The following is a 14,555-nucleotide window of genomic DNA, read 5'->3' as shown; positions in this document are numbered from 1 at the left end:
ACCACTGCGGTCGGCGGATTGACGGAGTCCGGTTTGCCCGGTCAGGATCACCGGGCCCGCTCCGGGCCGCCCTCCGCAGAACGGACTGTCGATGGCCAGACCTCCACGTTCCCCGCGCGCCCGGAACCGGGTCGCGCTCGCCGCGCTCGTGCTCCTCGGCGGGCTCGTTCCCGCCCAAGCCGCCCAGGCCGCTCCCCCGCGCCAGCCGGACATCGGCCCGCCCGCACTGGACCGGAACGGCTGCGCGCGCATCGAAAAATCGCTGCCCCGGCTGCAAGACTGGCCGAAGGTGCGCAGCGCGATGCCGCAGAACCCGGCCGACGAACGGCGGATCAAACAGATCGTCTCCGGCATGTCGCTGGAGGAAAAGGTCGGGCAGATGACCCAGCCCGAGATCGCCGCGATCACGCCGGCCGAGGTGACCCAGTACTCGATCGGGTCGGTGCTCAACGGCGGCGGCTCGTGGCCGGGCGGGAACAAGCACGCCAGCCGGCAGGACTGGCTCGAGCTCGCGGATTCCTATTGGGACGCGGCGAAGGCCACGAGGGCAAAGATTCCGGTAATTTGGGGCATAGATGCCGTGCACGGAAACAACAATGTGTACGGCTCCACTGTTTTCCCGCAGAACATCGCGCTCGGCGCGGCGCACGACCCGTGCCTGGTGCGCGACGTCGAGAACTCCACCGCGCGGCAGATCCGGGCGACCGGCCAGGACTGGGCGTTCGCGCCGACCCTCGCCGTCGTCCAGGACGACCGCTGGGGCCGCACCTACGAAGGCTTCTCCGAAGACCCGCGCATCACCCGCGCCTACGGCTACGAGGCCATGAACGGCCTGCAGGCCGGGGCGCGGCTGCGGATCGGGCCGAACGGCGTGATCGGCACCGCCAAGCACTTCATCGGCGACGGCGGCACCACTAACGGCCAGGACCAAGGGGTCAACGCGTCTTCCGAAGCGGACCTGATCAACCTGCACGGCCAGGGCTACTACGGCGCGCTCGCCGCGGGCGCGCAGACGGTCATGGCGTCGTTCAACAGCTGGACCAACCCCGACCTCGGCATCAACGAGGGCAAGATCCACGGCAGCGACAAGGTCCTCAACCAGATCCTCAAGGGCAAGATGGGCTTCGACGGCCTCGTCGTGTCGGACTGGAACGGCATCGGCCAGGTGACCGGCTGCACCAACTCCAGCTGCCCGCGCGCGATCAACGCGGGCATCGACGTCGTGATGGTCCCGAACGACTGGAAAGCCTTCATCGCCAACACGGTCGCGCAGGTGCGCGGCGGTGAGATCCCGATGTCGCGCATCGACGACGCGGTCACCCGGATCCTTCGAGTCAAAATGCGCGCCCGGCTTTTCGAGGAGCGCAAGCCTTCGCAGCGTTGGTACGCAGGTTCGCCGGACGCGTTGACGGACAAGGCGCTCGCTCGCGAAGCGGTGCGCAAATCGCAGACGCTGCTGAAGAACAACGGCAACGTGCTTCCCTTGGCGCGCAACGCCAAGGTGCTCGTGGTCGGCAAGAGCGCGGACAGCATCCAGAACCAGACCGGCGGCTGGACGCTGACCTGGCAGGGCACCGGGAACACCAACGCGGACTTCCCTGGCGCGACCTCGATCCTCGCCGGGCTCAAGGAGGATCTCGCCAACGTCACCTTCGATCCCGCTGGCACCGTTGATCCGAAGGGTTACGACGCCGTCATCGCGGTTGTCGGCGAGACGCCGTACGCGGAAGGCGTCGGCGATCTGCAACGGAAGAGCCTCGAAGCGGCGAAGCTGTATCCGGAAGACCTTGCGCTGCTGGACAAAGTCAGCGGCAAGGGCACTCCGGTGGTGACTGTGTACGTCAGCGGCCGCCCGCTGTACGTCAACAAGGAACTCAACCGTTCCGACGCGTTCGTCGCCGCTTGGCTGCCCGGCACCGAAGGCGGCGGGGTCGCGGACATGCTGGTGCGCGGGAAGGACCGCGGCGGGTACAGCGGCAAGCTGTCCTATTCGTGGCCGAAGAGCGCCTGCCAGACGCCGCTCAACCCGTGGAGTCCCGGCTACGACCCGCTGTTCGCGCTCGGCTACGGCCTCACCTCGCACCAGCGGACCACGGTCGGCAAGCTCGACGAGACCGAAGGGCCGGCCCGCTGCGGATCGCACGACGGCGGCGGCACCGCGACCGAGGACCTGCCGATCTACGACCGCACGGATGTCGCGCCGTACAAGAGTTTCATCGGTTCGGCGTCGAACTGGGGCGGCACTGAAATCGGTCCGGACGGCACTGCTTCGCATCCGGAGATCACCGTGGTGCCGGCCGACGTCGACGTCCAGGGCGACGGCCTGAAGGCGACGTGGACCGGCACCGGAGCGGCACAGCTGTATTCGCAGCATCCCGGCGGCACTGACGACCTGCGCGGATATCCCAACGCCGACGGCGCGCTCGAGTTCGACGTGATCGTGCATTCGCCGCCGGTGAACCGGACGGTCGTGAGCCTGCACTGCGTCTACCCGTGCTCGTCGGAGGTCAACGCGACGAAACTGTTCGGCGATCTGCCCGCCGGGCAGAAGTCGACCGTGAAGATCCCGTTGTCCTGCTTCGCGAGCGGGCTGGACTTCGAAAGCATCGACACGCCGTTCCTCGTCTACACCGACGGCCCGTTCTCCGCGTCGTTCGCGAACGTGCGGTGGTCGCCCGGCGGGGCGAAGGATCCGGACGCGCGGAAGTGCTCCGACCTCACCGGATAGCCCGCGCCAGCTCGACGACCCGGGACCTGGCCGCCTCGCGCGACGCGGCGGCCAGGTCCTCGAGTCCGTCCAGCGCCGGGACGTCGCCGACCCGGGTGAACTCCTGGGAGACGAACGTCAGCCGCTCGACGCCTTTGTCGCCGAGGCAGGCACGCAGATACGACTCCTGGAACTCGAACGCCTCGCGCGGCGTGCCCGGGCCGTATCCGCCGCCGCGGGCGTTGACGATCACAAAGTCCTTGTCCGCCAGCAGTTTCCGGCCGGTCTCCGGGTCGGCGAACACGCCGGGGAAGCTGATCCGGTCGATCCACGCCTTGAGCGTCGCGGGCACGCCGAAGTTGTACATCGGCACCCCGAGCAGCACAGCACGTGCTTCGCGGACTTCGTTCACCAGCGGCAGTGTCAGGTCCCATTCGCGCTGTTCCTCGTCGTCGGCGATCAGCGCCGCGATGTCTTCCAGCGACAGCGCTCCCTTGCGTTCCACCCGGCGGCCGAGCCGCGCGTACGCCTCGCGCAGCGGCGGCACCGGTTCGGCGGACACGTCGCGGTGCCGCACGGTTCCGCCGCCTCTCCGCCACTCGTCGGCGAACAACGCGCCCAGCCGCCTGCTCACCGACGCCTCGCGGTCGGCGCTCGAATCGACGTGCAGCAAGGGCGCTAGCATGACGGTCATCCGGTTCCTCTCCTCGTTCTTGGTCCTCGGGCCGGCACTCCCATGACGGATCGAGACGGGAAAAGGTGACCGATGGACGACGCACTGGCGCGGCGCTTCGAGGACGAGCGCCCGCGGCTGCACGCGCTGGCCTATCGCATGCTGGGTTCCGCGGCCGAGGCCGAGGACGTCGTGCAGGAGTCGTGGCTGCGGCTGAATCGCACGTCCGGCGTCGGCAACCTCGGCGGCTGGCTCACGACCGCGGTCTCCCGGCTATGCCTGGACGCGCTGCGCGCCCGCCGCGAAACGCCGGTCTCTTCCGTGCCTGATGCCGCCGGCGGCACTGTTCCCGAGGACGAGATCGTGCTGGCCGGCGAGGTCGGCCGCGCGCTTTTGGTGGTCCTGGACCGGCTGGCCCCGCCCGAACGGGTGGCGTTCGTGCTGCACGATCTGTTCGCGGTGCCGTTCGACGCGGTCGGCCCGATCCTCGACCGGACACCCGCGACCGCGAAGAAACTCGCCAGCCGCGCGCGGTCGCGAGTACGCGGGGAACCGGCCGTTCCGGCCGCGGAACTGGCTGAGCACCGGGAAGTAGTGACGGCGTTCTTGTCGGCGGCCCGGGGCGGGGACATGGCGACGCTGCTGACCGTGCTGGCGCCGGATGTCGTCCGGCACACCGATCCGGCGATGCTGCCGCCGGGGGCTGCCGCGGTGTTGCGCGGGGCGGACGAGGTCGCGCGGGGAACGAAGCTGTTCGCGGCGAATGCGCGGCTGGCCGAACTCGCGCTGATCGACGGGGATGTCGGGCTGGTGCTCGCTCCGGCCGGACGGTTGGCGGGGGTGCTCAGGATCGAGGTTCGCGGGGGGCTGCTCCAGGCTTACGAAGTGGTGGTGAGCGCCGAGCGGCTGGCGGGGACGGAGATCGCGACGCTTTCCCGCGGTGCCGTATAGATCGTTATACACCTTAAAGGTCGAATGGTTCGTAGCAGTCGAAGGTCTCGATCGAGGTGATCGCGCCGCCGGCGGTCTCGACGAATTGGGCGATGTGCGCGACGAGCTCGTCGCCGCGACGGAAAGGGCCGGCGTCACGCGCGATCACCCCGCTCCAGGTGAGACGAAGGATCGCGGTGTCCCCCGCCGCCACGGCCGAGCGCACCTCGTACCGCTGACTGGACATCAACCCCGCACCGGCCTCCGACGCCGCGAGCATCTGATCCAGGTTCGCGCGGGCGCCCTCGGGTTTGAGCCGATTCGGATGCTCGACGGTCGACGCCGTCGGAGCGAAGTGCTCCCGGAGATCCTCGCCGCACTGCCCGGCTTCAAGCGCCCGCAGCAGGGATGTCGCGAGGGCAACCGGATCGTCGGCCATAAGAACAACTATATTTGTACAACCTTGGTTGTCAATTGCATGGTGGGCACCGTGACCCGACTGGACCTGGCCGAAATCGACCTCGCCACCCTCGCCTGGCTGGCGGGCAGTTCCGCGAACCGGGCGCTCCTGGCCGAGTTGCACGAGACGGGCCACCCCGGCGTGCGCAACTCCCACGGATACGTCGTCCAGCACCTCGTCGACCGCGCGCCCGCAGTCTCCGAACTCGCCGGCCTTCTCGGCGTCACCCAGCAGGCGGCCTCGAAGCACCTCCTCGAACTGGAGCGGCTCGGCTACGTCGAGAGAGTGCCGGATCCCGCCGACAGCCGAGTGCGACGTGCCCAGCTCACCGACCGCGGTCGGCAGCTCATCGACGACAGCCGCCGGATCCGGAAGCGACTGGACGAGCGCCTGGCCAGATCGGCGGGCAAGGACGCGGCCGAAGCGGCCCGGCTAGCCCTGGCTCGCCTGCTCGACGCGACCGGCGGAACCGCGGACGTGATCGCGCGTCGTGCCGCTCTGCCAAGCGAATAGGCAGACGGCGCGAGTCATCGCCGCGCGCTCGCGGCGCCCTCCTCGCGATGGTGCATCGCGCGATAACGACCGGGAGCGTGCCCGACGACCCGTTTGAAAGCACGGGCGAACGCGAATTCCGAGTCGTAGCCCACCTTCCGGGCGATCTGCCGCAGCGGGGCCCGGCCCTCGCGCAGCAGGCGGGCGGCCACGGTCATCCGCCAGATGCCGAGGTACTCCATCGGGGTGTGCCCGGTCGTCGACGCGAACCGGCGGCTGAACCGGGCGCGCGGGACGCCGACGGCGTGCGCGAGCGCCTCCACGGTCCAGGGTTTGCCGGGGTCGTCGTGCAAGAGCGCGAGCGCGGGGCCCACCGCGGGGTCGTGGAGCGCGCGGGCCCACCCGACCAGCTGGTCCGGCTGGCCGAGGAACCAGGACCGCAGGGTGTAGGTGAACAGCAGGTCGAGCAGAGAGGCCACCACCGCGGGCGTCCCGCGGCCGGCCTGGTCGACCTCGGTGGTGAGCAAGTGGACGGCGGAGGCGAGGCAGGCACCGCGCATCTGGCCCGCCGTGACGTGCACGACGTCGGGCAAGGAGGCGATGAACGGGTGCTGCGGCGCCGGTTCGAGCAGGTACGCGCCGCAGACCAGGACGGTCTCGGGACCGTCGCCCTCGATGACGAGGTCGGTGGCCGACAGCTCCTCCAGGTCGGCGCCGAACCGTTCTCGCACGGTGCGAGCCGGCCGGCCGGGAGCGTCGGCGGCGACGTGCCCGGCGCCGGACGGCAGCAACGCGACATCCCCTGGGGCGAGACGCAGCGCCTGGCCGCCGTCGGGGACGAGCACGCAGGAACCGGCGATCACGACGTAGATCGTGGCGATCGAGCGCGATTCGAACGCGAGACCCCAGGGAGCCCGCAACAGCGCCCTGCCGTAGACGACGCCGCCGCGCCGGAGGGCGGCGACGATGTCGCCCACGACGTCGGCCACATGGTCGCGCTCGCGGCCGACCGCTTTCACCGTCATACCCGATTCGCTCCGGCCCCGTGCCGATCGGACATGAATCTGTCGAGAGCTGTCATGGCGCGCGTCGATGACCCGTTCATACGGTGAGGTGGTTGCCGATTCGACTTTACCTTGCGAGGAACGCGTGCCTACCACAGTTCTTGTCCTCGGCGCGACGGGCCGCACCGGACGCCGGGTGGTGTCGTTGCTGGCCGAGCAGGGGCACACGGTCCGGGCGGCGAGCCAGCTCCCGGGGAGGCCGGAGGGCGCGGTGACGCCGGTCCGCTTCGACTGGGGCGACCCGGCGACCTACCCGCCCGCGCTGGACGGCGTGGACGCGATCTACCAGTGGCTCCCGATCAGCCCCGACCCCGCGGCAGAGGTCGCGGCGCTGCTGGACGAGGCCAAGGCCGCCGGGGTCCGCCGGGTGGTCCACCTGTCCACCACGACCGCGCGGCTGGCCCGCGAGGACTTCCCGGCGCACGGGGCCGAGCGATTCCTCGAAACCGGGCCGGTGCCCGCGACCATCCTGCGCCCCAACGTCTTCGCCGAGAACTTCTCCGAGCACCCCGCGATCCTGCACGGCATCCGCACCGGCGTCGTCGCGGTTCCGGCGGGCGACGGCCGGGTGGCGCCGATCTCCGTCGAGGACATCGCCGCCGCGGCGGCGGCCGCACTGACCCAGGACGGACATCAGCACAAGACCTACTCCCTGACCGGACCCGATTCACTGTCCTTTTCGGACATGACCGCGATCGTGGGCGACGCCGCGGGAAAACCCGTGCGGTACCGGGCGATGGACCCGGCCGAGTTCCGCGAAGCCCTGCTCGGCGGAGGGACCCCCGGTCATGTCGCCGACTTCTACGCCGCCATGTACGAAGGCATCCGCAACGACTGGGCCGCCGACGTGACCGACGACGTCCGGCGGATCACCGGCCGTCCGCCGGTCTCCTTCGCCGACTACGCCCGCGCCGCGGCGGCCCGGTGGCGCTGAACGGATAAAGGCCTGCCCCAGCCGGGGGGAGGTGGCGTGCCGCGCCAGGCTGGGGCAGGCATAACGGTGCGGTGAGCGATGGGCGGGACGCTCCTAACCGCACCGAGCCTTATCGGGGGTCATCTCTTTTCGCGGGTTCTCGTCCTCCGGCAGTTCCGGGAAGACGTCGGTGTCCTCGACTTTCGGGATGACAGCGGTGTCCTCGGTGTCCTCGGTGTCCTCGTCGGCCCGTTCGGCGGCGGCCTCCTCCGCCGTCCGCCGGAATTCGGCCAGCCGGGCTTGTTCGATTTCGGCCTGGACCTCGTAGTCCAGCCGGGCCTGGAGGTCGCGGACGGTCAGCTTTCCGCGCGGGGGCGGGATCGGCCGGCGTGCGTGCCAGAGCCACATCGAGAGCAGTACCAGCAGCAAGAGCACACAACACACGACGACCACGGCCGGATGGCCGGTGCGGGTCGCCTCGCCGAGCGTCGCTGCTGCCTTCATGCGATCCACCTCTCGGCCTCGGAAGTGTGTTCGCGGTGCCTCCCCACCATGGGGCCGGCCAGTGGCCTGGACCAGCCAGCAAACCGGGCGAAAAGCGGGCGGCAACCGAGCGAATCGTCTTGCCTCGCGCACGGTGACCTGCGGTAACCTAGCGACCCCGCGTTGTTGCGAAGGGGTGTCGCCCATGGGCGAACGGCGAGAAGGACTTGTCCGGGCACGCAAAGCGGCGAACCTGACGCAAGAAAAGCTCGCCGCGCTGCTCCCCGCCGACGAAAAAAGCATCCGCGCCTGGGAATCCGGCCGCTCCGAGCCGCGTCCGCACCGGCGCGACCGGCTCGCCCGGCTGCTGCGCATCAGCCCCGCCCGGCTGGAGGAACTGCTCCGGGAAGGCACCTCCGCGGACCTCCGCAGGCCGCCCGGAGCGCCGAGCGTCCTGCTGCCCGTCGTCGTGGACGGGCGGCCGGTCGCGCTGCCGCTCGACCGGGCGACCGTCGCGGCCAGCGTCCTCGCCCGGCTCCTGCCTGCTCTCGGCGACGCGGCCCAGCCAGCGGTTCCGACCACAGAATGGGACGCCATGAGCCCGCTCAGTCGCCGCTCACTGCTCAAAAACGGCCTGCCCGTCGCGGCTTTGCCCGCATTGGGAATCGGCAGCGCGGAGCACGTCGCGCGAGCACTGGAGAATCCCCGGCGGTACATGGACAAAACCGTCACGCACTATCTCCGGCGGCAGCTCGACCAGTACAAATACGAGGACGGCGAACGCGGTCCGGCCAAAACGCTTCCGATGACGCTCGGCGTCCTGGACATCATAGACCGCATCGCCCGCGACGCGGCTCCCGGCGACCAGCGGGACCTTCTGCACATCGGTTCGGAGGGCGCGGAGTTCGCCGGATGGCTTTACCGCGACCGCAGGCAGCGGGAAGACTCGCTGTACTGGCACGACCGCGCGATGGAATGGGCGCAGGCGGCGGGCGACAGCACGATGCAGGGCTACATTCTGCTCAAAAAAGCCCAGGTCGCCTACGACGAACGCGATCCGCGGCGGATGCTCATCCTCACCCGGGCGGTGCGCAACGGCCCCTGGTCGCTCCCCCGGCGGCTCCAGGCCGAGGCCGCCCAGCAGGAAGCCCGCGCGGAGGCGATGCTCGGCGCGTCGGCCGATCAGGTCAACCGCAAACTCGATGTCGCCTGGAAACTGCTGGACGACGCCGGACCGGTCGAATCGCCGCTGGGCGCGCACTTCAACGCGACTCTCCTGAATATGCAGACCGCCATCTGCTACACCGAAGCGGGCGAACCGCGCCGGTCGGTCGAACTGTACGAGAAAACGTTGAAGGAAACCCAATTCTCCCGGCGCGATTACGGCTTCTTCTTGTCCCTTATGGCGAATTCGCTGGCCCTCTCCGGCGAACCGGATCAAGCAGCCAAAACCGGCCTCGTCTCCGCCCGTCGAGCGACGGAAACGAACTCCCGCCGCACCAAAGAAGAACTCCGCCGGGTCGTCGGAGTGCTCAAGCCGTGGCACAACCGCCCGGACGTCCGGGAATTGCGCGAGGCGTTGAACAGCTGACCCGTTATCGCAGCCATTCCCGGACTTCGCCGATCACCTGCTGTTGCCAAGCTCGCGTCCGCGGATCGGCGTACTCGGGATCGTCGTGGACCGCGAAGCCGTGCTGTGCGCCGTCGAGCTGAAGCAGCCGGTGTTCGCAGACGAGGTCCCGGTCAGCCGCCTGCGACGACTCGACCGGGACGAACGTGTCCGCGCTCCCGTGCACGACAAGCGTCGGCGCGGCGATGTGCGGCAGGTTTTCGCGGGCCTCGAACCAGAACGCCTCGTTGAGCAGCGCCCGGCCGAGCCGGAAACCGGGCCCGTGTCCGAGATAGCCCTGCTGCTTGAGGTCGGCGGCGCCCTCGGCGTCGAGGTATCCCTCCGGCGACCACTCGGGCTTCTCGTCGATGAACCGCCCGCGGTAGTCGATGAGCGGGTTGAAGAGGATCAGACGCTCGACGTCGTCCGGTCGCTTGGCCGCGTAGTACGCCGCGACGCCGCCGGAGAAACTTGCCGCCGCGAGCGAGGTGCGCACACCCGGGACGGCGCCGGACAGATGCTCGATGCTGGCTCGGATCACGTTGAGCAGCGCAGAAAGCGTCAGATCCTCTTGACGGCCTTCGCTCTCGCCGTGCCCGGGGAGGTCGATTCTCAGCGAGGCGATGCCAGCCTCGGCCAGACCCGCGGCGAGGCGGGTGAAGAAGCCGCCTTCCTCGCGGGTGACGCTCGCCCCCTGCACGAGCAGCACCGCCCGGCGAGCTCTGCCGTCCGGCTCGGTGAGGGTGCTGGCCAGATCGAGGCCGTCCGGTGTGCGAACTGTCCGATAGCTGTCGCGCGACATGGACACTCCCGGAGTTGTCGTCAACTCCCAGTGTGTCAGGTTCGCGCGTTCGGGGGATGAAATTCTCCGACGGTGTAACGAAGTCGACAGTCTCCGCAACCGGATGCGACGACCATCTGACCGGGACAGCCACCATGGGGTCCGACTCTCAACGCCAGGGACTTGAGCTGCGTCGCCCCGCTGACTGCGGCAAAGGACGCCAACCTGGCCGAACCGCCCGATCAATGCTCACCGGGCTGGGTCTGCGACGCACCCAATGCGGCATTGGGGTCTTCGCAGGAGCGTGCTGCGCGGCGGGTTCCCTCTCGCGATGCTCGGCGGGGGTGCGGAGCACCGGGCCCATGACCCGCGCCAGGCGGGGCGAAAGGGTCGCGCAGCCTGGCCGGTGCCGCGAAGCCGCCTACTTCTTCAGCCTCCGGCTCCCGCCATGCCAATCCTGTTCCCGCCCAGTCTCCCCCGCCCCGACCCCGAACGAAGGCAGCTGCGGCATCTCCCGAAGACTCCGCTTCAGCTCGGCGAACCCCGGGAACGCCGCCAACCCCACCACGTGGTCCCACAGCTCCACCGCCTCCTCGTCAGAAGGCAACCGGCTGATCACCGGCCCGAAGAACGCGACCCCCTCCGGCGGCCGGAAGTGCAGGATCGGGGTCCCGACGTCCTTTCCGGTCAGCGAAAGCGCTTCATCCGTCTCCCGCTGGATCTCCGCGTCCCACTGCGCGTCGTCGGCCGCATCCGCGAGGTCCGCCGGAAGGCCAGCACGCGAAAGAGCCGCTGCAGCAGCTGAGCGAGTGCCGTGCGCAGCCCGCGCCGAAGCTGTGTCCTCGACCAGACCGCTCTCGAAGTTCTGCTCCCCCAGCGCCTCGTACAGCGGACCGACCGCCTCGCGACCGCGCTCCGAGCGCACCGCGGCCGCCACCCGCAGAAGCCGGAGTCCGGCAGTGTGCGAAGCGTCGTACTCCGGCGGGAAGTGCGTCGAGTAGTCCAGATGCGCGTTCAGCAGCCGCAGCGAGATGAACCGCCAGTCCACGTCGTACGAGCGCTGCCGGGCGACCTGGCGGACCCACTTGCTGGTCATCCACGCGAACGGGCACACCGGATCGAAGTAGAAGTTCAGCTCGGCCATGGCCGCCAGCCTACGTTCCGCACCCCTTCGCCGCGCGCGCCAAGACTGGCTCGTGAGTGTTGGCGCCGGTTCTCACCGGCACAGCCACTCACGAGGACGACTCAAGCACCCCTGCTGCGCCGCCCGGCCTCGCCGGACAGTTCCTGGTGATGCTGCACCGCCAGCTGCACGATGTGCCGCACGTGCGGATCGTCGAGCACATACACCTGCCGCTTGCCCTCGCGGCGGGCGCGCACCAGCCCGGCGAGTTTGAGTTTGCCCAGGTGGTGGCTGGCGGTCGGCACGGTCTGACCGGTCTCCTCGGCGAGCGTGCCGACGTCGCGCTCCCCGTGCGACAGCAGCCAGAGCAGATGCAGCCGCACGGTCGCGGACAGCAGGCCGAACGTCGCGGCCGCGTCCTGCAGCAAGTCAGCGGGAAGCGGTTCCAGCGGGGTCTGGGATGGGGTGGACACGACGGACATCCTCTCGGGTGGGCCTCCAGGGTGACCTAGCCCCCATCAGTTGCACAAGTGTTTGACTGTTTCCGTGATCTGCGCTCTACTGGTCCCCGGCCGGCGGGCGACGCCGGCCGATGAGTCTTGCGGAGGAGGTGAGCCGGGTGACCGGCGAAGGAAGTAGTCGGCACGACCGTGCGGGAACCCCGGCAGCCAGCTAGGTCCGGGCAAACCCCGCGCGGTCCGCTGCCGCCCAGCAGACCTCGAGGGGACGACCATGACCCGCTTTCCCGCCCTGCGCGCCCACGGCGACGCGCCGGTGCTCACTCTTTTCCGGAATCTCGACAGCTCGCCCAAAGGCCTCACCGAGAACGAGGCGGCCGAACGCTCGCGCCGCTTCGGCGAGAACCGCATCGACGGCACGGACCGTGCGCCTGTCCGGGTCTGGGCTGCCGCGCGGAGCCCGTTCGTCGCGTTGCTGACCGCGCTCGGCGTGGTCTTCGCCGGCGTCGGCGACATTCGCGGCGCGGTGACCGTCGGCGTGATGGTCGTGCTCAGCATCGGCCTCCGCTTCTGGCAGCAATCCCGGTCCGAGCGCGCGATCAGCGCGGTCCGCGACCAGATCACCACCACTGTCACCGTGCGGCGGCGCGCGGCGGCGGAGTTTCCCGGCAGCGAGCGTGAGGTGCCCGCGGAGGACCTCGTGCCCGGCGACGTCGTGCTGCTCGGGCCCGGCGACGTGATCCCCGCTGACGTGCGCATTGTCGCGGCCAGGGACTTCGTGGTCGACCAGTCCGCGTTGTCCGGCGAGGCATTGCCGGTCGCGAAGCGCGCGCCCCAGCCCGGCAGGCACGAGGAGCACGAACTCGTCGAGACGCCTGCCCTCGGGTTCGCGGGCACGTCGGTGGTCGGCGGAACAGCTACCGCGGTGGTAGCCGCGACCGGCAGCGAGACCTATTTCGGCGCGCTGGCCGAGCAATCCGCCGAGCCGCGCGCGGAATCCAGCTTCGACGCCGGGGTGCGCCGCGTCGGCTGGACGCTCGTGCGCTTCATGCTCGTGATGGTGCCGATCGTGCTCGTCGTCAACGGCACGGTCACCGGAGACTGGGCGCAGGCGGGGATGTTCGCGGTGGCCGTCGCGGTCGGCCTCACGCCGGAGATGCTGCCGGTCATCGTCACCACGAACCTCGCCCGGGGCGCTGCCGCGCTGTCCCGGCGGCAGGTGATTGTCAAGCGGCTCAACGCCATTCAGGACCTCGCCGCGATGGACGTGCTGTGCGTCGACAAGACCGGCACGCTCACCGAGGACCGGATCGCCTACGCGCACAGCGTCGACTACTCGGGCAGCCCGGACGGCGAAGCGGCCGAGTACGCGGGCCTCGCCGTGCGATTCCAGACCGACCGGCACGACCGGCTGGACGAGGCGATCGAGACCCTTTTCGACAACGAAGACGACCTGGTCGCCGACGCACTGTTCACCGGCGTCGCCGAGATCGGGTTCGACCACGCGCGCCGCCGGACCAGCGTCGTGGTCCGGCGCGGCGCTGAGCACCTGCTGATCAGCAAGGGCGACCCGGACGAGATCCTGCCGCGCTGCAGCCACGCGCGCCGCGACGGCGTCGTCACGGAATTCGACGACGCGGCCCGGATCGGCGCGGAAGAACTGGTGCGCGCATACGCCGAACACGGCATGCGGGTGCTCGCGGTAGCCGCCCGGGAAGTCGAAGCCCGGCTCGGCGGATTCGACGAAACTGACGAGAACGAGATGATCCTCGTCGGTTTCGCGGGGTTCGTCGACCCGGTCCGCGACGGCGTCGTCAATGCGGTGAAAACCCTTGGCGAACAAGGCGTCGCGCTGAAAGTGCTGACCGGCGACAACCGGCACGTGGCCGCGCGCGTCGCGGATTCGGCGGGTATCCCGGTCGGCGAAGTCGTGCTCGGCCGCCAGGTCGAAGCGGCGGACGACACTGAATTGCGCGAGATGGTCGAGGACACCACCGTTTTCGCGAAGCTCACGCCAGAGCACAAGGCCCGCGTGGTCACCGCGTTGCGCGAGAACGGCCGTGCGGTCGGCTTCGTCGGCGACGGCGTCAACGACGTCACCGCACTGCGCACCGCCGACGTCGGGATCGCTCCGGACACCGCCACCGACGCGGCGAAAGACGCGGCGGACCTGGTGCTGCTGGAACGCGACCTCGGCGTGCTCGCCCGCGGCGTGGCCGAAGGACGGCGGACGCTCGGCAACACGCTGAAGTACGTCAACATCACCGCCGCGTCGAACTTCGGCAACGTGCTGTCGGTGCTCGCGGCCAGCGCGTTCCTCCCGTTCCTGCCCATCCTGCCGATCCAGCTCGTGGTGTCGAACCTGCTCTACGACCTGGCCCAGCTCGCGCTGGCGTGGGACCGGGTGGACGACGACTACCTCAGCAAGCCGCGCCGCTGGGACGCGCGCGGGCTGACCGGTTTCATGCTCGTGTTCGGCCCGTTGTCGTCGCTGTTCGACCTCGCCACGTTCGCCGTGCTGTGGCACGTCTTCGGTGCCGGAGCGGACCCGTTGCTGTTCCAGACCGGCTGGTTCGTCGAGGGTTTGCTCTCCCAGTTGCTGGTGGTGCTGGTCCTGCGCGGACGCGGCACTCCCCTGCGCGCCAGCCGCCCGGTCGTGCTGGCCACGGCAGCCGCCGCGCTCGCCGGTCTGCTGGTGCCGCTGTCGCCGCTCGCCGGACCGTTGCGGATGCAGGCGCTGCCCGCCAGCTACCTGCTGTGGCTGGTGCTCGTGCTGGCCGGGTACGCGCTCGCGGCCCAAGCAGCGAAACGCGGCTGCGCACGCCAACGTACGTGGTGGTAACCGGCCTTTTCCAGCTTTTC

General features: G+C 69.8%; 13 protein-coding genes. 6 read left to right on the top strand and 7 right to left on the bottom strand.

The window, feature by feature from the left end:
- Nucleotides 1–91: 91 nt before the first annotated feature.
- Complete coding sequence (locus tag H4281_RS00730) at nt 92–2,728, top strand: glycoside hydrolase family 3 protein (protein WP_182888892.1); 2,637 nt, start codon at nt 92–94, stop codon at nt 2,726–2,728.
- Here H4281_RS00730 and H4281_RS00725 read toward each other — a convergent pair.
- Nucleotides 2,718–3,401: an FMN-dependent NADH-azoreductase gene (locus tag H4281_RS00725; RefSeq protein ID WP_246411230.1), complete on the bottom strand. Its 684-nt coding sequence runs from the start codon at nt 3,399–3,401 to the stop codon at nt 2,718–2,720. The two genes, H4281_RS00730 and H4281_RS00725, sit on opposite strands and share 11 nt — an antisense overlap.
- 72 nt (nt 3,402–3,473) lie before the next feature.
- On the opposite strand from H4281_RS00725, the gene H4281_RS00720 reads away from it, so the two are divergent.
- Nucleotides 3,474–4,331, top strand: a complete 858-nt coding sequence (locus H4281_RS00720; protein ID WP_182888891.1) for a sigma-70 family RNA polymerase sigma factor — start codon at nt 3,474–3,476, stop codon at nt 4,329–4,331.
- A 13-nt stretch (nt 4,332–4,344) separates the two neighbouring features.
- Here the strand turns inward: H4281_RS00720 and H4281_RS00715 are convergent, their stop codons facing one another.
- Nucleotides 4,345–4,749 carry a nuclear transport factor 2 family protein gene (locus H4281_RS00715; protein WP_182888890.1) on the bottom strand — a complete coding sequence of 135 codons (405 nt, stop codon included), beginning with the start codon at nt 4,747–4,749 and terminating at the stop codon, nt 4,345–4,347.
- A gap of 51 nt (nt 4,750–4,800) precedes the next feature.
- Between H4281_RS00715 and H4281_RS00710 the strand changes: the two genes are divergently transcribed.
- Nucleotides 4,801–5,283, top strand: coding sequence for a MarR family winged helix-turn-helix transcriptional regulator (locus H4281_RS00710; RefSeq protein WP_182888889.1), 483 nt, complete (start codon nt 4,801–4,803; stop codon nt 5,281–5,283).
- Nucleotides 5,284–5,297: 14 nt separating this feature from the next.
- Here H4281_RS00710 and H4281_RS00705 read toward each other — a convergent pair whose 3' ends face one another.
- A complete protein-coding gene (locus H4281_RS00705; RefSeq protein WP_182888888.1) occupies nt 5,298–6,287 on the bottom strand; it encodes an AraC family transcriptional regulator in 990 nt (329 codons plus the stop codon).
- 124 nt (nt 6,288–6,411) lie between these two features.
- Between H4281_RS00705 and H4281_RS00700 the strand changes: the two genes are divergently transcribed.
- Nucleotides 6,412–7,260, top strand: coding sequence for an NmrA family NAD(P)-binding protein (locus tag H4281_RS00700; RefSeq protein WP_182888887.1), 849 nt, complete (start codon nt 6,412–6,414; stop codon nt 7,258–7,260).
- A gap of 93 nt (nt 7,261–7,353) precedes the next feature.
- Here the strand turns inward: H4281_RS00700 and H4281_RS00695 are convergent, their stop codons facing one another.
- Entirely contained in the window at nt 7,354–7,743 is a 390-nt protein-coding gene (locus H4281_RS00695; protein WP_182888886.1) for a hypothetical protein, read from the bottom strand.
- Between the two features lie 184 nt (nt 7,744–7,927).
- On the opposite strand from H4281_RS00695, the gene H4281_RS00690 reads away from it, so the two are divergent.
- A complete protein-coding gene (locus tag H4281_RS00690) occupies nt 7,928–9,313 on the top strand; it encodes a helix-turn-helix domain-containing protein (RefSeq protein WP_182888885.1) in 1,386 nt (461 codons plus the stop codon).
- A gap of 4 nt (nt 9,314–9,317) precedes the next feature.
- On the opposite strand, the gene H4281_RS00685 is transcribed toward H4281_RS00690, so the two are convergent.
- The 3 genes from H4281_RS00685 to H4281_RS00675 form a co-directional block, all read right to left on the bottom strand.
- Nucleotides 9,318–10,133: an alpha/beta hydrolase gene (locus H4281_RS00685; RefSeq protein WP_182888884.1), complete on the bottom strand. Its 816-nt coding sequence runs from the start codon at nt 10,131–10,133 to the stop codon at nt 9,318–9,320.
- A 400-nt stretch (nt 10,134–10,533) separates the two neighbouring features.
- The gene (locus tag H4281_RS00680) at nt 10,534–11,256 is read right to left on the bottom strand and encodes a DsbA family protein (RefSeq protein WP_182888883.1); all 723 of its coding nucleotides are present in this window, start codon (nt 11,254–11,256) and stop codon (nt 10,534–10,536) included.
- 101 nt (nt 11,257–11,357) lie between these two features.
- Nucleotides 11,358–11,717, bottom strand: coding sequence for an ArsR/SmtB family transcription factor (locus H4281_RS00675; protein WP_182888882.1), 360 nt, complete (start codon nt 11,715–11,717; stop codon nt 11,358–11,360).
- Between the two features lie 250 nt (nt 11,718–11,967).
- On the opposite strand from H4281_RS00675, the gene mgtA reads away from it, so the two are divergent.
- On the top strand, nt 11,968–14,535 hold the full coding sequence (gene mgtA, locus H4281_RS00670; protein ID WP_182888881.1) for a magnesium-translocating P-type ATPase: 2,568 nt from the start codon (nt 11,968–11,970) through the stop codon (nt 14,533–14,535).
- The last annotated feature ends 20 nt before the right edge of the window (nt 14,536–14,555 follow it).

The sequence above is a fragment of the Amycolatopsis dendrobii genome, from assembly GCF_014145675.1.
In the GTDB taxonomy this organism is placed as follows: Bacteria; Actinomycetota; Actinomycetes; order Mycobacteriales; family Pseudonocardiaceae; genus Amycolatopsis; species Amycolatopsis dendrobii.
This window is presented reverse-complemented; position numbering and strand designations above follow the sequence as displayed.

Bases quoted from the DNA above. Each gene is read 5' to 3' on its own strand.
- H4281_RS00705 (WP_182888888.1), bottom strand. From the start codon at position 6,287: ATGACGGTGAAAGCGGTCGGCCGCGAGCGCGACCATGTGGCCGACGTC.
- H4281_RS00730 (WP_182888892.1), top strand. From the start codon at position 92: ATGGCCAGACCTCCACGTTCCCCGCGCGCCCGGAACCGGGTCGCGCTC.
- H4281_RS00690 (WP_182888885.1), top strand. From the start codon at position 7,928: ATGGGCGAACGGCGAGAAGGACTTGTCCGGGCACGCAAAGCGGCGAAC.
- H4281_RS00715 (WP_182888890.1), bottom strand. From the start codon at position 4,749: ATGGCCGACGATCCGGTTGCCCTCGCGACATCCCTGCTGCGGGCGCTT.
- H4281_RS00675 (WP_182888882.1), bottom strand. From the start codon at position 11,717: ATGTCCGTCGTGTCCACCCCATCCCAGACCCCGCTGGAACCGCTTCCC.
- H4281_RS00695 (WP_182888886.1), bottom strand. From the start codon at position 7,743: ATGAAGGCAGCAGCGACGCTCGGCGAGGCGACCCGCACCGGCCATCCG.
- H4281_RS00680 (WP_182888883.1), bottom strand. From the start codon at position 11,256: ATGGCCGAGCTGAACTTCTACTTCGATCCGGTGTGCCCGTTCGCGTGG.
- H4281_RS00720 (WP_182888891.1), top strand. From the start codon at position 3,474: ATGGACGACGCACTGGCGCGGCGCTTCGAGGACGAGCGCCCGCGGCTG.
- H4281_RS00725 (WP_246411230.1), bottom strand. From the start codon at position 3,401: ATGACCGTCATGCTAGCGCCCTTGCTGCACGTCGATTCGAGCGCCGAC.
- H4281_RS00685 (WP_182888884.1), bottom strand. From the start codon at position 10,133: ATGTCGCGCGACAGCTATCGGACAGTTCGCACACCGGACGGCCTCGAT.
- mgtA (WP_182888881.1), top strand. From the start codon at position 11,968: ATGACCCGCTTTCCCGCCCTGCGCGCCCACGGCGACGCGCCGGTGCTC.